Consider the following 16,677-nt stretch of genomic DNA (forward strand, 5'->3'; position numbering starts at 1 on the left):
GGTCCGGCACGAACCCCCGGAGCCGGATCGCCCACGGACCAGGGAGTGGCCCGCCGCCACCGGCACCGCGGAGCCGCCGAAGGGCGACGAGCCGAAGCAGAGCGCGAATTCCCGGCTGCTCAGCGATTCGGGATCGATCGCGTTCGCGACACTGATCAGCAGGATCACCGGTTTCGGTAAGCAACTGCTGCTGCTCACCGTGCTCGGTCCGGCCATCGCCAGCGCGTTCACCGTCGCCAGCCAGATTCCGAACATGATCGCGGAGTTGGTGCTGGGCGCGGTGCTCACCGCGATCGTGGTGCCGACGCTGGTGCGCGCGGAACAGGAGGATCCCGACCGGGGAGCGGCGTTCGTCCGGCGCCTGGTGACCGCGGCTTTCGTGGTCCTGGCCACCGCCGCGCTGCTGGCCACGGCCGCAGCGCCGGTGTTGACCACCCACGTCTTCCTGTCCGACGACGGGCAGGTCAACACCGCGCTGACCACCGCGCTGTCTTTCCTGTTGCTGCCCGCGATCCTGTTCTACGGCATGTCGGCGCTGCTCACGGCGATTTTGAACACCCGGCAGATGTTCAAACCCGGCGCCTGGGCGCCAGTGCTGAACAACCTGGTGGTACTCACCGTGCTCGGGCTGTATGTCCTGATGCCAGGGGAGATCACGCTGGACCCGGTGCGCATGAGCGACCCGAAGCTGTTGGTGCTCGGCGTCGGCGTCACGGTCGGCGTGGTGGTGCAGGCGGTCAGCCTCGTTCCGGCTATCCGGAGGGCGGGCATCGACCTGCGCCCACTGTGGGGCATCGACGATCGCCTCAAGCAGTTCGGCGGCATGGGCGCGGCGATCATCCTGTACGTGCTGATCAGCCAGGCGGGCTTCGTCTTCGCCACCCGGATCTCATCGCATGCCGACGCGGCAGGCCCGGCGATCTACAACAACGCGTGGCTGCTGCTGCAACTGCCGTACGGCGTGCTGGGTGTCACGGTGCTCACCGCGATCATGCCCCGGCTGAGCCGCAACGCCGCCGCCGACGACACGCCCGCGGTGGTCGACGATCTGTCCGCCGCCACCCGGTTGACCATGATCGCGCTGGTCCCCGTCGTCACCTTCCTCACGCTGGCCGGCCCCCAGGTCGGCCAAGCGCTCTACGGCTACGGCAATTTCGGATCGGACGCCGAACGTCTCGGGCTCGCGGTCAGCTGGTCGGCGTTCGCGCTGATCCCGTACTCGTTGGTGCTCATCCATCTGCGGGTTTTCTACGCCAGGGAGCAGGCGTGGATCCCGACCTGGATCATCCTCGGCATCACCGCCGCCAAGATCGTCTTCTCCGCCTTGGCCCCGGTGGTCACCGACGCCGAGCACGTGGTTATCGCGCTCGGTGTCGCGAACGGCCTCGGCTTCACGGTCGGCGCCGTGGTCGGCGGTGTCCTGCTGCACCGCAGTCTGGGCGATCTCCGGATGGCCAATGTCGGCCGAACGGTGACTCGTGTCGTACTTGCGTCACTCGCGGGCGGCGCGGTGATGTGGATCGTGGACCGGGTACTTGGCCTGGATCGGCTGACGGCGTCCTTCGGCGGACCCGGTTCGCTGATCCGGGTGGCGATCACCGCGATCGTCATGTTCGCGGTGGCCTTCGGCTTGATGCGACTCGCCGGTATTCCGGAGATCGTCGCCATCACCGTGGCCATCTCGCGGCGCCTCGGCTGGACACCGCCCGCGCCGGAACTCGACTTGGAAAGCCCTGCGGAAGATCCCTACGTCACGCAGGTGCTCCGCAGGCCTGACCCCTACCTGGCATACCCGCGGTTCGATCCGTACATGGACGCCCAGACCATGGTGCTTCCTGTGATCAGACCGGATGCCGTTGACCGCACCGGCATGGGTGAGTTCCCGTACCCTGTTCGGCAGAGAAGCACAAGTGGCGAATTCGCCGGAACCTCGACATATCAGGGCGAAGGAGGACCGAGGGTGAGCGACGACGCGGTGGGCGGCGTCCCAGCCGCCGATTCTTCTGCGACCACGCCCGGCGGACTGTCCACCGATGTACCGCCGACCGCGGGGGAGCCGTTGGATCCCGCGTACGCGAACAACGAGCCGGGCACGGCCGGACCGGAGCAGGACGCGGCGAGACCGCAGGAGAACCAGCTGCCGCCGCGCGATCCGATGTACGACACGGGGATGATCCCCGTCGGCTCGCCGGAGATGCCGCCGATGGGTGGCGAGAACCTGGGCGCCCGGCGAATCCCGCGCGGCCCCAAGTTGATTCCGGGCGCGTCGGTCGCGGGCGGCCGGTACCGCCTGCTGGCCAGTCACGGCGGCGCCCGCGGCCTGAAGTTCTGGCAGGCGCTGGACATCAAACTCGATCGCGAGGTCGCGCTGACCTTCGTCGACGCCGACCAGAAGGCGACGGAGAATTCCGGGCAGGACGGTCCCCAGGCGATCTTGTCCCGGACGCTGCGCCTCGGCCGGATCAATTCACCCGGCCTCGCCCGCGTGCTCGACGTCGTGCGCGGCAGCTCCGGCGGCATCGTGGTGGCGGAATGGACGCCCGGCCGTTCGCTGCGCGAGATGGCCGATACGGTGCCTTCGCCGATCGGCGCGGCGCGTGCCATCCGGGCCCTCGCCTCGGCGGCCGAACTGGCGCACCGTGGCGGCGGGTCGCTGTCCATCGACCATCCCGACCGGGTGCGCATCAGCGCATCGGGTGACGCGGTGCTCGCGTTCCCCGGCACGCTGTCCGATTCCGACGCGCAGTCCGACGTGCGCGGTCTCGGTGCCATGCTCTACGCGCTGATCACGGCTCGCTGGCCGATCCGCTCGGGCGGTGTCACCGGTACCGCCGCGACCGTCGGCGGACTGCGGCTGGCCGATTTCGGCCCGGACGGCACTCCGGTGGAACCGCGCCAGATCCGTCCCGAAGTGCCGTTCGAGATCTCCGCGGTCGCCGTGCGCTCGCTGGAGTCGAACAAGGGCGTGCGTACGGCGGCGACGGTCCAGCATGTGCTGGAGCAGGCGTCGGTGGTCGATCAGAAGACCGATTTCATCCCCGTGCTGCGGCTCGGCCAGCGCGCTCCCGCGAACATGGACGACTCGCTCGCCGATCCGGAGCTGCTCGCCGCCGAACGCGAACGCTCGCAGCGCATGATGTGGATCATGGTCGGCCTCGGCATCCTCGCCGCGCTGGTGGTCGGCGTCGTGATCTGGTGGATGGTCAGCGTGTTCGCGCCGAGCGCTTCCGACGCGCCGCTGAACGAGCAGCGCAATATCGGCCTGACGACGAACAACCAGCCGGTCCCGACGCCGGCTGCCGCGGGCCCGAACCTCAACTCGACCGGTGCGCCGGTCCCGGTGACCGGCGTGTCGGTGTTCTCGCCCGAGGGCACCGCCGACGGCGTCGCCAACGTCCACGCGGTGCTGGACAACGATCCGGGCACCCAGTGGCGCACCGATCAGTACTTCCAGCAGTTCCCCGCGCTCAAGAAGGGGGTCGGTCTGCTGGCCACGCTGCCGGCCCCCGCGAAGCTCACGAACGTCTCGATCAACTCGCCGAGCTCGGGCACATCGGTGGAGATCCGCACCTCGCCCACCGGCTCGCCGACGCTGGATCAGACCCAGCTGATCGGTTCCGCCCGGCTGGACGACGGTGTCACCGACATTCCGGTGCGCGCCGACCAGGCCGCCCGCTACGTGCTCGTCTGGATCACCGGACTGGGGAATTCCGGAGGACAGTTCCAGACCGCCATCGCCGACATCCGCTTCGACGCCGCGCCGTAGCCCGGCCTGCGGGCCCATTCGACACGCGGTGTCGAGCGCCGCGCCTTCCTCCGTCCTCGCCCGAAGTTGGTTGCTGCCAAAACGTTACGGACGATATGATCTTCGGGCGCTCTCAGCAGGGGAGCTTCCCAGGTTCTGGCGTTTCTCGATCCTGGATGCTGCGAAGTCTCGGTGATGGTCAACCATGCCCGTTGCCGCCGTGAGGGCTGTCCAAGGGGTTGGCATTGTCGTCCGAAGTGAACGAGGAGCTCGGCAGGGGGGCGTCGCAGCCGGTGATGTGTCGCGAGCGCTCCTTCGACCTCGGTGAACGCACCGATGTGGAGTTGTTGCGGGCCCATGTGGCCGGTGAGCGGTATGCGTTCGCGGAGTTGCTGCGCAGACACAACGATCACCTGTGGCAGACCGCGCTGCGCACTTCCTACACGCGTGAGGATGCGGCCGATTCCCTACAGGACGCGCTCTTGTCGGCGCACCGCACCGCAGGCTCGTTCCGGGCGGAGGCGGAGGTGCGCAGTTGGTTGCACGCGATCGTGGTGAACGCGTGCCTGGACCGGATCCGGCGGAACAAGACCAGGCGGGCATTGTCGCTGGCACCGGAGTCGCTGCCCGAGCCGAGGGATACCCGCGACGAGATGGCCGAGGTGGAGATGTCGTTGGTCATCGATCGGGCGTTGTTCTCGCTGCCACCGGATCAGCGGACCGCGTTGGTGGCGGTGGACGTGGAGGGGTATAGCGTGGCCGAGGCGGCGGCGTTGCTCGGCGTGCCCGAGGGGACAATCAAGAGCCGATGCGCTCGCGCGCGGCAGCGGTTGAAAGAGCGATTGGATTTTCTGCGTGATCCGGGGAACCGGAGGTAGTTGGGATGCGTCATTAACAGTGACGAACCACTGAACGAATCAGAGACAGGCCCCGTCGGCGAGGGGGTCCCCGCGATGCCCGATGCGAACAACGGAGGTGCGATGGCTACCGAGTCCGTGCCGCAGCCCCCGTTCACGTCCGAATTGCTGGCCGACCTGCATGCCGACAATGTGACGGCGGCACGGCGCGAGCAATTGTGGCCGATCGTCTCGCGTGATCCCGAGGCGATGCGGTATCTGCACGCGCTGGATGACGTGAGTGCCGAGCTGCGTGCGCTGGGCCGGGACGAGCGCATCGTCCATTCGATGCCGGAAGACGTCGCGGCCCGGCTCGCTCGCTTCGTCGACGAACTGGAGCCACCCGAGGGCGCCACGGTTCATGAGCTGCCGCCCCCTCGGGTAAGCGAATCCGTCGGTGAAGCAGATGTTTCCGGATCCGTGCCGGTGGCTCTGGAGGAGCGTCGCCGCGGCAGGTTGCGCTGGTTCGCCGCGGCAGCCGCGGCGATCGTCGCGGTCGCCGGTGCGGGTGTCTTGGCATCGACGCTGCGCAGCGGTGACGAACCAGCGCCCACCGCGCAACCGACCACCGGGAACGAAGACCGGGGTGACGATCTCACCGCCACCGTGGCCCTCGGCGCGCTGGGCCGTCACAACGTCACCGGACCCCTGGCCGGCCCGCAAGCGCTCGAGCGTTGCGTGCGGGCCAACGGTCTGGACCGCACGATCCTCGGCTCGACCGACATCCGATTCCAGGGCGGCAACGCGGTGCTCATCCTGCTCAACGGCCCGCACCCGCCGAAGATCACCGCGCTGGTCGTCGGGACCGGTTGCGATACAGGTGATCCGCAACGCAAAGCGCTGCAGGACATCGGCTGACCTTGCGATCTGGACCACCCGCGCGGTGTGACCCCGCCGACGCGGGAACAACAGCCATTACCCTGTTGTTGACCGACACGTCCGATCGAATCTTCCCGGAAGGGCCCCATGAGCGAGCGTAGCGAGCAAAAAAGCGACACCGGCGCGCCAGTTCGCGATCTGATCATCATCGGCTCCGGCCCCGCCGGCTACACGGCCGCCGTCTACGCAGGCCGCGCCGAGCTCCAGCCGTTGCAGTTCGAGGGGACCCAGTTCGGCGGCGCGCTGATGACCACCACCGAGGTCGAGAACTTCCCCGGCTTCCGCGGCGGCATCATGGGCCCGGATCTCATGGAGGAGATGCGCGAGCAGGCCAAGCGGTTCGGCGCGGACATCCGCACCGAGGACGTGGAGGCCGTAGACCTGACCGGCCCGATCAAGAAGGTCGTCGTCGGCGGGGAGACCTTCCAGGCCTACGCCGTCATCCTCGCCATGGGCTCGGCCGCGCGCTACCTGAACGTGCCTGGCGAGCAGAGGTTGCTCGGCCGCGGTGTCAGCGCCTGCGCCACCTGCGACGGCTTCTTCTTCAAGGGCCAGGACATCGTGGTGGTCGGCGGCGGCGACTCCGCGATGGAAGAGGCGACCTTCCTCACCAAGTTCGCCTCCAGCGTCACCATCGTGCACCGCCGTGAGGAGTTCCGCGCCTCCCGCATCATGCTGGAGCGCGCGAAGGCGAACGAGAAGATCAAGTTCGTGCTCAACGCCGAGGTGGCCGAGGTACACGGCGAGACCAGCGTCACTCACCTGACCTTGCGTGACACCCGGACCGGCGAGACCTCCGAGCTGGCCGCCACCGGCCTGTTCGTCGCGATCGGCCACGATCCGCGCAGCGAACTCGTCAAGGGCCAGGTCGCTTTGGACAACGAAGGATACGTGCTGGTACAGGACCCGACGACCGCGACCGACATCCCGGGCGTCTTCGCCGCGGGCGATCTCGTCGATCACACCTACCGCCAGGCGATCACCGCCGCGGGCACGGGCTGCCGGGCGGCCATCGACGCCGAGCGCTGGTTGGCCGAGCAGGGCGACATCACCTCGAACACCCTCGCCCACGCGGGTGAGTCGGTGGCCGTCAACTGAGCTCGTGCCGGACGAGCCACACACTTCCGTCTCGCTGTATCGCAAGGAGAACATTCATGTCCGAGTCCGCCAACACGGTCACCGTCACCGACGCGTCCTTCGCCGACGACGTGCTGCTGAGTGAGAAGCCGGTCCTCGTCGATTTCTGGGCCGACTGGTGCGGACCGTGCAAGATGGTCGCGCCCGTCTTGGAGGAGATCGCGGGCGCGCACGCGGACAAACTGACCGTCGCGAAGCTCGATGTGGACGCCAACCCGAGCACCGCCCGCGATTATCAGATCCTCTCGCTGCCCACTATGATGCTGTTCCGCGGCGGTAAGCCGGTCAAGCAGATCGTCGGAGCGAAGGGGAAAGCGGCTCTTCTGCGCGAACTCGAAGACGTCATCTGAGGACGCGCCGTAGGATGCCTGGACCCGGGGATTGTCGAAACCCGGTCCGGGTCTGAGACAATCGACCGACGCTCCGGTCGTGCGAAGGTGTATCCCATCGCATGAGTGGGTACCCGCGGGTTGACGGAAGGAAAGGGCTCTCACGCATGCACCGACTTCGTCACGGCGATTCCGGTCCAGCCGTAGCAGAGGTTCGGAGCACCCTGGCAAGCCTCGGGTTCCTACACGCGCACGTCGCTACCGATAACGCGGACGCACGCGAATATTGGAAGGACACCGAAGTCTCCTTCGACCATCATCTCGACTCCGCGGTGCGCGCGTTCCAGCAGCATCGCGGTTTGCTCGTCGACGGTGTGGTCGGTCCGGCAACCTACCGGGCACTGAAGGAAGCGTCCTACCGACTCGGCGCGCGTACGCTGATCTACCAACTGTCCGCGCCGTTGTACGGCGACGACGTGGCCACGCTCCAGCGCAGGCTGCAGGACCTCGGCTTCTACGTGCACCGGGTCGACGGCTACTTCGGTCCGCACACCCATGACGCGCTCACCGCCTTCCAGCGGGAGATCGGCCTGTCGGCCGACGGCATCTGCGGTCCCGACACGCTGCGCTCGCTGGACCTGCTCGGCGCCAGGGTCACCGGCGGCAATCCCCACCGCATCGCCGAGGAAGAGGTGGTGCACCGGGCGGGGCCGCAGCTCACCGGAAAGCGGATCGTCATCGATCCGGGTCTCGGTGGCCCCGACAAGGGCTGTGCCGTGCCGACGGAGTACGGCGACGTCTACGAGTCGGAGATCCTGTGGGATCTCGCCAGCCGTCTGGAGGGGCGGATGGCGGCCACGGGCATGGAGACCTTCCTGTCGCGTCCGTGGGGCGCCAACCCCACCGACGCCGAACGCGCGGAAACATCCAACGCCTTCGACGCCGATCTCATGATCTCGCTGCGCTGCGCCGCCAACCCGAGCCCTCTGGCCAACGGCGTTGCCGGGTTCTACTTCGGAAACTCGCACGGCTCGGTGTCCATGATCGGACAGGTGCTCGCCGGGTTCATCCAGCGCGAGGTCGTCGCCCGGACATCCTTGCAGGACTGCCGGACCCACGCGCGAACCTGGGACCTGTTGCGCCTCACCAAGATGCCCACCGTGCAGGTCGACATCGGTTATCTGACAAACGAATACGATGCCTCGGTACTCACCAATCCGCGCATGCGCGACGTGATCGCCGAAGCCATCCTGATCTCGGTGAAGCGGCTGTACTTGCTCGGACAGGACGATCAGCCCACCGGCACATACACTTTCGCGGAACTGCTGGCCGAAGAGCTGGCCGCCGCCGACCGGATGTAGCCGTCCGTTCTTTCGTAAGTCGAAGCGCCCCCTGCCTTTCGAGCCGACAGGGGGCGCTTCGTTGTTCAGCTCAACGTGCTCCGATGCGAGTCGGCACGGTCATCGAAGCCGCCGCGAGCAGCTGATCCAACGCCCGTTCGACGTCTTCCTTCCAGCCGTGGTCGGAGGCGAGCTCCAACCGCAAGCGCGGGAATCGGTGATGCGGGGCAACGACCTCGAAGCCGACATCTTCCAGGAAGTCGGCGTCGATCATGCAGCTCTCGGGTGAGCACTCGGTCGTCGCACCCGCCGGGTTCGCATTCTTGATCGGCGCGACGATCCGCTCGAGCAGCGTCATCGAACCGGACCGCTCCGACAGTGCCTGCGTCGCCGGATCGGTTCGAATACCGAACGCCTCCAGGGCGCGCACGCCGCGGCGCACCAGATCGGCCACCACGGCCTGGACCAGGCGGTGGGCAACATCGGCATCCTGATAGGGGAATTCGGCCCGCAGCGTGGTCAACAGGATCGCGTCCGGGCTCACGGGGGAGGTGGGGAAGAGCGTGGCACGCGGCACCGCGCTCGGTGGTGCGTAGAAGGCGCAGCCGGCGACGTTGCCGTCCACATTCGCCACCTGCCCGCACGAACCCCACTCCAGCATGACCGTGGACAGCCAGGCTTCCTTCTCGAACACCGGATCGCTGAAGTTGCGCGAGTCCTCGGCCACCGCGGGGTCCATCTCCCAGAAGACACAGCGCCGCGCATGTGCGGGAAGCTTCTCCAGTCCGCCGAGGGTTAGTGCTGTGACGCTGGTCGACACCGCTCTGCTCAGCCTCCAGCTGTCCGATTCATCCACGCTCACGTCGCATCAATGTTTGCTCGCCAGCAAGAATAAGCGATCAACGGGAACCTGCCTCATTCCATATCGCTGTGCTGTTTGTCGGAAGAACTTGGGTTGCTCCGCCGGGAGCGGTGCACGCTCCGCGGCCGCACGGAACCCTGCCGTCACAGTGACGTTTCGGCCGGGAACCCGCACCTATCGAAACCACAAGTTAAATTTCGTCACTTCTGTCACACTGCGGGTGCGTTGCGCTCCATCAGGGCGACGATCCGTTCGAGGTCTTCGACCGACCCGAACTCGACGACGATCTTGCCTTTGCGCTTGCCCATGCTCACGAGAACCCGGGTGTCGAAGGAGCCGGACAGTCGATCGGCCACGTCTTGTAGGCCTGGCATCTCGATCGGCTTGCGCCGGGCGACGGGAGAGGGCGCGGCCGCGTCCTGCTCACGGTTCGCCAACATGACGGCTTCCTCGGTAGCCCGGACCGAGAGGCCCTCGGCGACGATCCGGGCGGCGAGCACCTCTTGAGCGTCCGCACCCGCTTCGAGACCGAGCAGTGCACGCGCGTGCCCGGCGGACAGTACGCCCGCCGCGACCCGGCGCTGCACCGGGATCGGCAACTTCAGTAGACGGATCATATTCGTCACGACCGGGCGAGAGCGGCCGATTCGGGCAGCCAATTCCTCGTGCGTGACACCGAATTCCTCCAGCAGCTGCTGATAGGCCGCCGCCTCTTCGAGCGGGTTCAGCTGCACCCGGTGGATGTTCTCCAACAGGGCGTCGCGCAGCATGGACTCGTCCGCGGTCTCCCGGACGATCGCGGGAATCGCGGCCAGGCCCGCCTCCTGGCAGGCCCGCCAGCGCCGCTCGCCCATCACCAGCTGATAGCGGTCCACACCCGGTTCGGTCCTGCGCACCACGATCGGCTGCATCAGACCGAATTCGCGAATCGAATGCACCAGCTCGGCCAGTGCGTCTTCTTCGAAGACCGTGCGCGGCTGCTTCGGGTTCGGCTCGATCTGGTCCGGCGGGATCTCCCGGTAGACGGCGCCGCCGGCCTCCAGTTCGGCGTTGTCGGCGGGATCGGGCACCCGATGCAGGTAGGTCGAGGGAGGCTGTGGTCCGACCGGATCCAGACCGATGACGCTCGCCGCCGCGCTGCTGAGGCCCGGTGCTGCCGTCGGTGTCGTCGGGATCAGCGCGGCGAGACCGCGCCCGAGCCCACCCTTCTTCGCCTGACTCATCGGTCTACCGACCCCTTCCTCGTTCCGCTACCAAACCGGACTGTGCCGAGCGTCGGCCCGGCCGGCCGAGTCACTCCGCCGTCTTCGCGGCGACACGCGGGACCACCGCGCGGGCCGCCATCTCACGTCCGGCATCCAGGTAGCTCATCGCGCCCCGGGAGCCTGGATCATAATCGAGCACCGTCATGCCGTAACCGGGCGCCTCCGACACCTTCACACTGCGTGGAATCACCGACCGCAGCACGACATCGCCGAAGTGCCCGCGGACTTCCTCGGCGACCTGGTCGGCGAGTTTGGTTCGCCCGTCGTACATCGTGAGAATCACGGTCGAGACGTGCAGTTCCGGGTTCAGATGCGCCTGCACCAAACCGATATTGCGAAGCAACTGACCGACGCCCTCCAGTGCGTAGTACTCGCACTGAATCGGAATCAGCACCTCCTTCGCCGCGACGAGCGCGTTGACCGTCAGCAGCCCCAAGGAAGGCGGGCAGTCGATCATCACGTAATCGATGTCGTATCCGGCGATATTCGCCTCATGAATGGCGGCTTTCAACCGCCCCTCCCTGGCCACCATCGACACGAGTTCGATCTCGGCGCCCGCCAAATCGATGGTCGCGGGGATGCACAGGAGGCGCTCGCTGTGTGGGCTCGTTTGGATAGCGTCCTTGACCGAGACCTCGCCGATGAGCAGCTCATAGCTGGAGGGGACACCCGAATGGTGCTCGATCCCCAGGGCGGTGCTGGCGTTGCCCTGCGGATCGAGGTCGATCACGAGCACCGTCATCCCCTGATGTGCCAGGGCGGCCGCCAGATTCACGGCGGTGGTCGTCTTCCCGACGCCACCCTTCTGATTGGCGATCGTGATGATCCGTTGCTCGTGCGGTTTCGGCACAGTCACCTTTCCTGGATGGAGGACCTGACTTGCACGTTGCGCTTCGGCGGCTATCGGGGTCTCGCTGGGAGAGATGTGCCCGAACGGTGTACTTCCGAATGCCTCCGTGTCGAAATTGCTGGAGTCCAGCATCCCCGGCACGCGCGACGTTGTTTCCCGTGAAACATTCGCCGGACCGCTCGACATAGACAGCTCCTAACCCGAGAAACTTCAGAACACGTGCGCGCGACGGGACGGGTCGGCGTCGTATCTGCAACAGCCTTTGTCGGTTCGAACACGATGCACAACCGGCTTCGCGGCGCCCGATCGACCGAGCGGAGCTGCTCGCCGCTGTGACAACCAGATCCCTCGTGGCACCTACGCTCACGCCCGACGCACACTAGCTTGCCAGCACTGAGCGGTTTAAGAAAGCTGAATCGCGGCGAGGCGCAAAGCGACACGCAAATCCGCACGAATTCGCTTCGACACGCACGCTGTTTCACATGAAACATTGCCGTCGGTCGGCGATCGTGGCGGCCGGGGCTTGCCGCAGCCAGACGCGGATGGCTACTCGCGGTTGCGGTTCGACGGGCGCGATACAGACGCTCAGTCGACATCCTCGGTCCCGCACACATCCCGTGCACCACGTCGAATGAACTGAGCTCGGTGGCCGATCGAGCTGAACTGAGCTCGATGGCGGATCGACGGGCTGGCGATTGGACCTTGTCCGGCGTGTGTGGCGCCGTGTTCGAGAGCGACTTGCGGACAGAGGATCACACGCATTGACTCCGCGGCTGCGCTCGGAGAGCGATCACGGTGCGGTGGACGGCTCCGCCACTCCGCCACCACACCGCAGTAGCTTCGCAGTAGTCGCGCCCTGGCGATCCACCGCTCTCGGCAGTTGGGCCTCCTTGGCGCAGCGCTCCATGAAAAGGGGTACCGTACTACTACGGCCAGCTGGATGCGGGGGAGTTCATCGGGCGCCACGGTCCGGCGGCATGTCCGCGCCGACTGAAGCCCGCTCTGAACTCTGTCGCCGATCGGTGTAATCGCATCGACCCGACCGAACCGCATGCCGAATCCGCGCGAAGCCTCCTTCTTGGCCAGTCCGAGCACATCCAGTGGGACAAGACCGATTCACGTGAAACATCCGGCGACGGGCCACAGGCACAGTGACAGGCGCACACGCGCCCCGACGGAATCCTCAATCGGACTTTGATTCACGTGAAACATTCGCCGCTCCGCAATCTGGGAAGCATCACTCGATAGCAGACCCACTACCGCCCTTCTTCGCTCGGACTCCGGTGCGGTTCGGATTCACGTGAAACATCGGCAGGCAATGCGCCGCGGACGAGCCCACCGCCGGACCGGAAGTCCGAGTGAGTGCATTTGCGTCCCATCAGGACTGCATCGAAGTACCTCGCGAATCGCACTCGAGGCAGCTGCCAATGCGACTTGTATGTGACACGCACGACGAGTTCGATCCGATCAGGGCGCCAGCCGCAATTCCTTTCGAGGCAACCCGCAGACGGAAGTCCTGGCTTTCAGCCACCGAGCAGCCGCGCCGATTCAACATGTGAGCCCGTGGATCGAATCCCAAGGGGGAGTAAATCATCCGCTTAGTCATCCCGAGCGACTCACTCGGAAGAGCAGGAGGACGACGTCGGCTGTTACTGGAGGGTCAGTCCAGTGGGCGTCCAGCGCAGCAGCTCGCGCATCCGATCAGGAGATGTGGCCCGATCGCACTCGCCTCGCCAAACCCGCGCGCAGCTACCACTCCATCCGCATTCCACCCGACCATTCCGTCAGAGTGACGAAACGAGCCCAGCCCTGAGGTCGAATGCCGATTCTTCGTAATCGAAGCTTCTACTTGGCCTTGCGTGCCGCGCGCTTGCGCGCGCGCTCCGTCGTCGCCGTGCGAACCGCCTTCCCACCACGCTCGACCGTTCGTTCGGCGCGCCGCCGGGTAGCGCGCTCGGCGCGGGGGAGGCGCTCTGCGCTGATCACCATCGTGGGTGTCGACACCCGACCCACGCCGCATTCCAGCACGACCGCATTACCTGCTCCGGCCTTCGCCAGCGCGTCGCCATCGCGTTCGAGTTCCTCGGCCGCGCTCGCGCCCTTCAGCGCGAGCATGTGCCCGTGGTCGCGGAGGAGGGGAAGGGACCACTGGGCAAGTTTTCCGAGCGGGGCCACCGCCCGGGACGTGACCACGTCCGCACCACCGGCTTCCTTCATCACGCCGGACTGCTCCGCGCGCCCTCGCACCACGGTGATGTCCAGCCCGGCCGATTCGATGAACTCGCTCAGAAAGATGGTTCGACGCAGCAGTGGTTCGACGAGAGTGATCCGGAGGTCCGGCCGCGCGATCGCGAGCGGGATACCGGGCAACCCCGCACCGCTGCCGATATCGACCACGGACGCACCCTCGGCGATCAACTCGCCGAGCACCGCACAGTTCAGGATGTGACGATCCCAGAGGCGAGGCACCTCACGCGGGCCGATCAGCCCGCGCTCGACGCCGGCAGTCGCGAGCGCGGTGCAATATCGACGCGCGAGATCGAGTCGGTCGCCGAAGATGGTGGCCGCCGACGCGGGTGGCTCCAACTCCGCGGCTCCCGCGGTGGTTCCACCGAGATCTCGTTCCACGTGAAACATCCTTCCGAACTCGGGTCGATCGACGAGCGAGCAATCGGGCTCCGGACACGAACAAGGCCCCCGGTCCGAAGACCAGAGGCCCTATCCAACCACTACCCATCCGGGCTGCGAAACATGCCATCCGCTCCGGAGACCTGCCCGCGACTCAGGCGGGAACGACCACCACGTGCCGGTTCGGTTCGACGCCTTCGCTCTCGCTGCTCACGCCCGCCACGGCCGCCACCGCGTCGTGCACGATCTTGCGCTCGAACGGGGTCATCGGCGCCAGCGACTCCGGCTCGCCGGAATCCAGCACGCGCTGCGCCGCGGCCGCACCGAGCTCGCTCAGCTCGGACCGCCGCTTGGCCCGCCAGCCCGCCACGTCCAGCATGAGCCGGCTGCGCACTCCGGTCGCCTGCTGGACGGCGAGACGAGTCAGCTCCTGCAACGCGTCGAGCACCTCGCCGTTGCGCCCGACGAGCTTCGTCAGGTCGCGTCCGCCGTCGATGCTCACCACGGCGCGATCACCTTCCACGTCGAGATCGATATCGCCGTCGAAGTCCAGTACATCGAGCAACTGTTCGAGGTAGTCGCCCGCGATCTCGCCCTCCTCGATGAGCGCTTCCTCGGCATCGTTCACGACATCGCCGGTCTCCGCTCCGGCGTTCGCCGTCGTCGTCACGGTGGCGTCCCCTCCGTCGGTCTCAACAGTCATTTGATTTCCTTCATCTGCTCATCGCGCGCGCCGGGCAATCGCCGCCGGGCGGTATTCGCGATCAAGGGGTTGCTCAGCGATCTCGGTGGGCGGCTCGGCCCACCGGTGGTGTGATCAGCGCTTGCGCTTCTGGTTCGCCCTGCCCCGGTTGCCCGGCCGCTTCTGCCCGGCCGGACGCCGCTGGCCCGCCGACTGCTTCGGCGGCTTGGCGGTACCGTTCGTCGACGCGACAGCGGTGTCCTCGTCCGACGCGGTATCGGCAGCGGCGGCGGGTGTCGGCTTCTTCTTCACGTTCACCGGTTTGGCGCCGGGTTTGGGTGCGTTCTGCGCGCGCTGCTCCAGCTTGGCCTGCTTCTTGGCTTCTTCTTCTTTTGCCATGCGGCCGAACACAAGGTGCTGCTGCCCGTAGGTCCAGATGTTGTTGGAGACCCAGTACAGCAGGATGGCGATCGGCAGGAACGGGCCACCGACGAGCACGCCGAGCGGGAATACCCACAGCGCGAGTTTGTTCATCATCGCGGCCTGGGGGTTGGCCGCGGCTTCCGGCGTCTGCCGCGCGACCGACGCGCGCGCGTTGAAGTGCGTCGCCACACCGGCGATGACCATCAAGGGGATCGAGACCAGCGCGATGCTCAACTTGGACGGCACGCCACCGTAGTCGGCGAAGGCCTGCAACTGGGGGGTCGGAATGGTGATGAACGCCGAGATCGGCGCGCCGAAGATGCGAGCGCTCAGGAAGGACTGGACATCGGCCGCGCTGAAGACGTAGTTCGCGGTGTTCGCGTTCTGCTCCGGCGTCATGCCGAGCTGGCCGATGCCGTGCCCGGTCCGGTTGAACGAGCGCAGCACATGGAAGAGCCCGAGGAACACAGGCACCTGAGCGAGGATCGGCAGGCAGCCCATCAGTGGGTTGAAGCCATGGTCCTTCTGGAGCTTCTGCATCTCGAGCGCCATCTTCTGGCGGTCGTTCTTGTACTTCTTCTGCAGCTCTTTGATCTGCGGCTGCAGTTCCTGCATCTGCTTGGTGGTGCGCACCTGCTTGACGAACGGCTTGTAGAGCACCAGACGCAAGGTGAACACCAGGAACACCACGGCCAGCGCCCAGGTGAGACCGTTGTCCGCGCCGAACGCGAACCCGAAGACCCGATGCCAGAACCAGAGGATCCAGGACACCGGGTAATAAATGAAGTCGAGCACGGCTCTATGCACTCCCGTCGTTCGTGTCGCCGATCACCGCGTGCGGCGATCCTTTACAAGCTTTCGGCTCCGACCGCGGTCCGGCGGGCAGGCTCGTATCCTGCGACGTCGCGTCGGTCGCTGCCCCGTCCGCCGGCTCGGCGCGATGCTTGCTCCGCTTCCGCTCCGGAACGGGGTCCCACCCACCAGGGTGCCAGGGCGCACATTTGGCCAAGCGCACGACCGTCAGTAAGAGCCCCATGAACAGGCCCCGAGTGCGCAGTGCGGTCACCGCGTACTCGCTACAGGTCGGGGTGAATCGGCACACCGGCATGCGGGTGGGGGAGACATAGGTCCGATACAGCTCGATCGAAAAGATCAGCACGTTCGCGGGCAGTCTGGCGATTTTCGCCCGGAGACTCATGCCAGGCCGCCCGTCGACATACTCGCCTGGGCGATGCCGAGCTTACGCAGTGCGGTGCGCAGCTGGCGCAGCAGGTCGTCCGACGACGCGGTCGCCGCGCCCGGAAGCGCGCGGATGACGACATCGGTCTCGGCGGGCAATTCGTCGACCACCTGGGCGCACATATGACGCAGGCGGCGGGCGACGCGATGTCGAATCACCGCGTTGCCCACCGCCTTGCTGACGATCAACCCGAAGCGCGGTCCGCCCACGCGGACCAGCACGTCGTCCGGGATCTGATCGTGTCGTCCATTCACGCCCACGATTCCGTCATACCCGTGCGCGAGCGCATGTACGACCAGATCACGCCTCCCGATTCGCTGGCCGCGGCGCACCGTCCGGGAGAAGTCGGCACGATGATGCAACCGATACGGCTCAGGCAACACCCGAGCGTCCGAGAGCGA

14 protein-coding genes are annotated in these 16,677 nt (G+C 66.6%); 6 read left to right on the top strand and 8 right to left on the bottom strand.

Annotation, left to right across the window (positions count from 1 at the left end; genetic code table 11):
• From ON21_RS29830 to ON21_RS29855, 6 genes are all read left to right on the top strand, one after another.
• On the top strand, positions 1-3,766 hold a 3,766-nt coding region (locus ON21_RS29830), incomplete at its 5' end, for a lipid II flippase MurJ (RefSeq protein ID WP_245562789.1).
• A 275-nt stretch (positions 3,767-4,041) separates the two neighbouring features.
• Positions 4,042-4,623 (top strand): RNA polymerase sigma factor SigM, encoded by a 582-nt coding sequence (sigM, locus tag ON21_RS29835; protein ID WP_039803482.1) that lies wholly within the window; start codon positions 4,042-4,044, stop codon positions 4,621-4,623.
• Between the two features lie 102 nt (positions 4,624-4,725).
• Complete coding sequence (locus ON21_RS29840) at positions 4,726-5,499, top strand: RsmA family anti-sigma factor (RefSeq protein ID WP_157171012.1); 774 nt, start codon at positions 4,726-4,728, stop codon at positions 5,497-5,499.
• A 108-nt stretch (positions 5,500-5,607) separates the two neighbouring features.
• A complete protein-coding gene (trxB, locus tag ON21_RS29845; protein ID WP_051021482.1) occupies positions 5,608-6,618 on the top strand; it encodes a thioredoxin-disulfide reductase in 1,011 nt (336 codons plus the stop codon).
• A 56-nt stretch (positions 6,619-6,674) separates the two neighbouring features.
• A complete protein-coding gene (gene trxA / locus ON21_RS29850) occupies positions 6,675-7,007 on the top strand; it encodes a thioredoxin (protein ID WP_039803419.1) in 333 nt (110 codons plus the stop codon).
• A gap of 146 nt (positions 7,008-7,153) precedes the next feature.
• On the top strand, positions 7,154-8,347 hold the full coding sequence (locus ON21_RS29855) for an N-acetylmuramoyl-L-alanine amidase (RefSeq protein ID WP_039803420.1): 1,194 nt from the start codon (positions 7,154-7,156) through the stop codon (positions 8,345-8,347).
• A 70-nt stretch (positions 8,348-8,417) separates the two neighbouring features.
• On the opposite strand, the gene ON21_RS29860 is transcribed toward ON21_RS29855, so the two are convergent.
• The 8 genes from ON21_RS29860 to rnpA all read right to left on the bottom strand — a co-directional run bounded on the left by ON21_RS29860 (position 8,418) and on the right by rnpA (position 16,659).
• Positions 8,418-9,146, bottom strand: coding sequence for a hypothetical protein (locus ON21_RS29860; RefSeq protein ID WP_039803422.1), 729 nt, complete (start codon positions 9,144-9,146; stop codon positions 8,418-8,420).
• Positions 9,147-9,397: 251 nt separating this feature from the next.
• Positions 9,398-10,411 (bottom strand): ParB/RepB/Spo0J family partition protein, encoded by a 1,014-nt coding sequence (locus tag ON21_RS29865; RefSeq protein ID WP_039803424.1) that lies wholly within the window; start codon positions 10,409-10,411, stop codon positions 9,398-9,400.
• Between the two features lie 70 nt (positions 10,412-10,481).
• Entirely contained in the window at positions 10,482-11,435 is a 954-nt protein-coding gene (locus ON21_RS29870; protein ID WP_245562791.1) for a ParA family protein, read from the bottom strand.
• Positions 11,436-13,148: 1,713 nt separating this feature from the next.
• Positions 13,149-13,940 carry a 16S rRNA (guanine(527)-N(7))-methyltransferase RsmG gene (rsmG, locus tag ON21_RS29875; RefSeq protein ID WP_083880966.1) on the bottom strand — a complete coding sequence of 264 codons (792 nt, stop codon included), beginning with the start codon at positions 13,938-13,940 and terminating at the stop codon, positions 13,149-13,151.
• A gap of 145 nt (positions 13,941-14,085) precedes the next feature.
• Positions 14,086-14,634: a Jag family protein gene (locus ON21_RS29880; protein WP_039803428.1), complete on the bottom strand. Its 549-nt coding sequence runs from the start codon at positions 14,632-14,634 to the stop codon at positions 14,086-14,088.
• 114 nt (positions 14,635-14,748) lie between these two features.
• Positions 14,749-15,831, bottom strand: coding sequence for a membrane protein insertase YidC (gene yidC, locus ON21_RS29885; RefSeq protein ID WP_039803430.1), 1,083 nt, complete (start codon positions 15,829-15,831; stop codon positions 14,749-14,751).
• Positions 15,832-15,835: 4 nt separating this feature from the next.
• On the bottom strand, positions 15,836-16,234 hold the full coding sequence (yidD, locus tag ON21_RS29890; protein ID WP_039803432.1) for a membrane protein insertion efficiency factor YidD: 399 nt from the start codon (positions 16,232-16,234) through the stop codon (positions 15,836-15,838).
• A complete protein-coding gene (rnpA, locus tag ON21_RS29895) occupies positions 16,231-16,659 on the bottom strand; it encodes a ribonuclease P protein component (RefSeq protein WP_039803434.1) in 429 nt (142 codons plus the stop codon). Before rnpA ends, yidD begins: the two co-directional genes overlap by 4 nt.
• Between the last annotated feature and the right edge of the window lie 18 nt (positions 16,660-16,677).

This window comes from Nocardia araoensis NBRC 100135 (genome assembly GCF_000308435.1).
Taxonomy (GTDB): domain Bacteria; phylum Actinomycetota; class Actinomycetes; order Mycobacteriales; family Mycobacteriaceae; genus Nocardia; species Nocardia araoensis.

What these genes read in the sequence shown, in the direction of transcription:
- sigM (WP_039803482.1), top strand. Translation starts at nt 4,042, where the DNA reads ATGTGTCGCGAGCGCTCCTTCGACCTCGGTGAACGCACCGATGTGGAG.
- ON21_RS29840 (WP_157171012.1), top strand. Translation starts at nt 4,726, where the DNA reads ATGGCTACCGAGTCCGTGCCGCAGCCCCCGTTCACGTCCGAATTGCTG.
- trxB (WP_051021482.1), top strand. Translation starts at nt 5,608, where the DNA reads ATGAGCGAGCGTAGCGAGCAAAAAAGCGACACCGGCGCGCCAGTTCGC.
- trxA (WP_039803419.1), top strand. Translation starts at nt 6,675, where the DNA reads ATGTCCGAGTCCGCCAACACGGTCACCGTCACCGACGCGTCCTTCGCC.
- ON21_RS29855 (WP_039803420.1), top strand. Translation starts at nt 7,154, where the DNA reads ATGCACCGACTTCGTCACGGCGATTCCGGTCCAGCCGTAGCAGAGGTT.
- ON21_RS29865 (WP_039803424.1), bottom strand. Translation starts at nt 10,411, where the DNA reads ATGAGTCAGGCGAAGAAGGGTGGGCTCGGGCGCGGTCTCGCCGCGCTG.
- ON21_RS29870 (WP_245562791.1), bottom strand. Translation starts at nt 11,435, where the DNA reads ATGCTGGACTCCAGCAATTTCGACACGGAGGCATTCGGAAGTACACCG.
- rsmG (WP_083880966.1), bottom strand. Translation starts at nt 13,940, where the DNA reads ATGTTTCACGTGGAACGAGATCTCGGTGGAACCACCGCGGGAGCCGCG.
- ON21_RS29880 (WP_039803428.1), bottom strand. Translation starts at nt 14,634, where the DNA reads ATGACTGTTGAGACCGACGGAGGGGACGCCACCGTGACGACGACGGCG.
- yidD (WP_039803432.1), bottom strand. Translation starts at nt 16,234, where the DNA reads ATGAGTCTCCGGGCGAAAATCGCCAGACTGCCCGCGAACGTGCTGATC.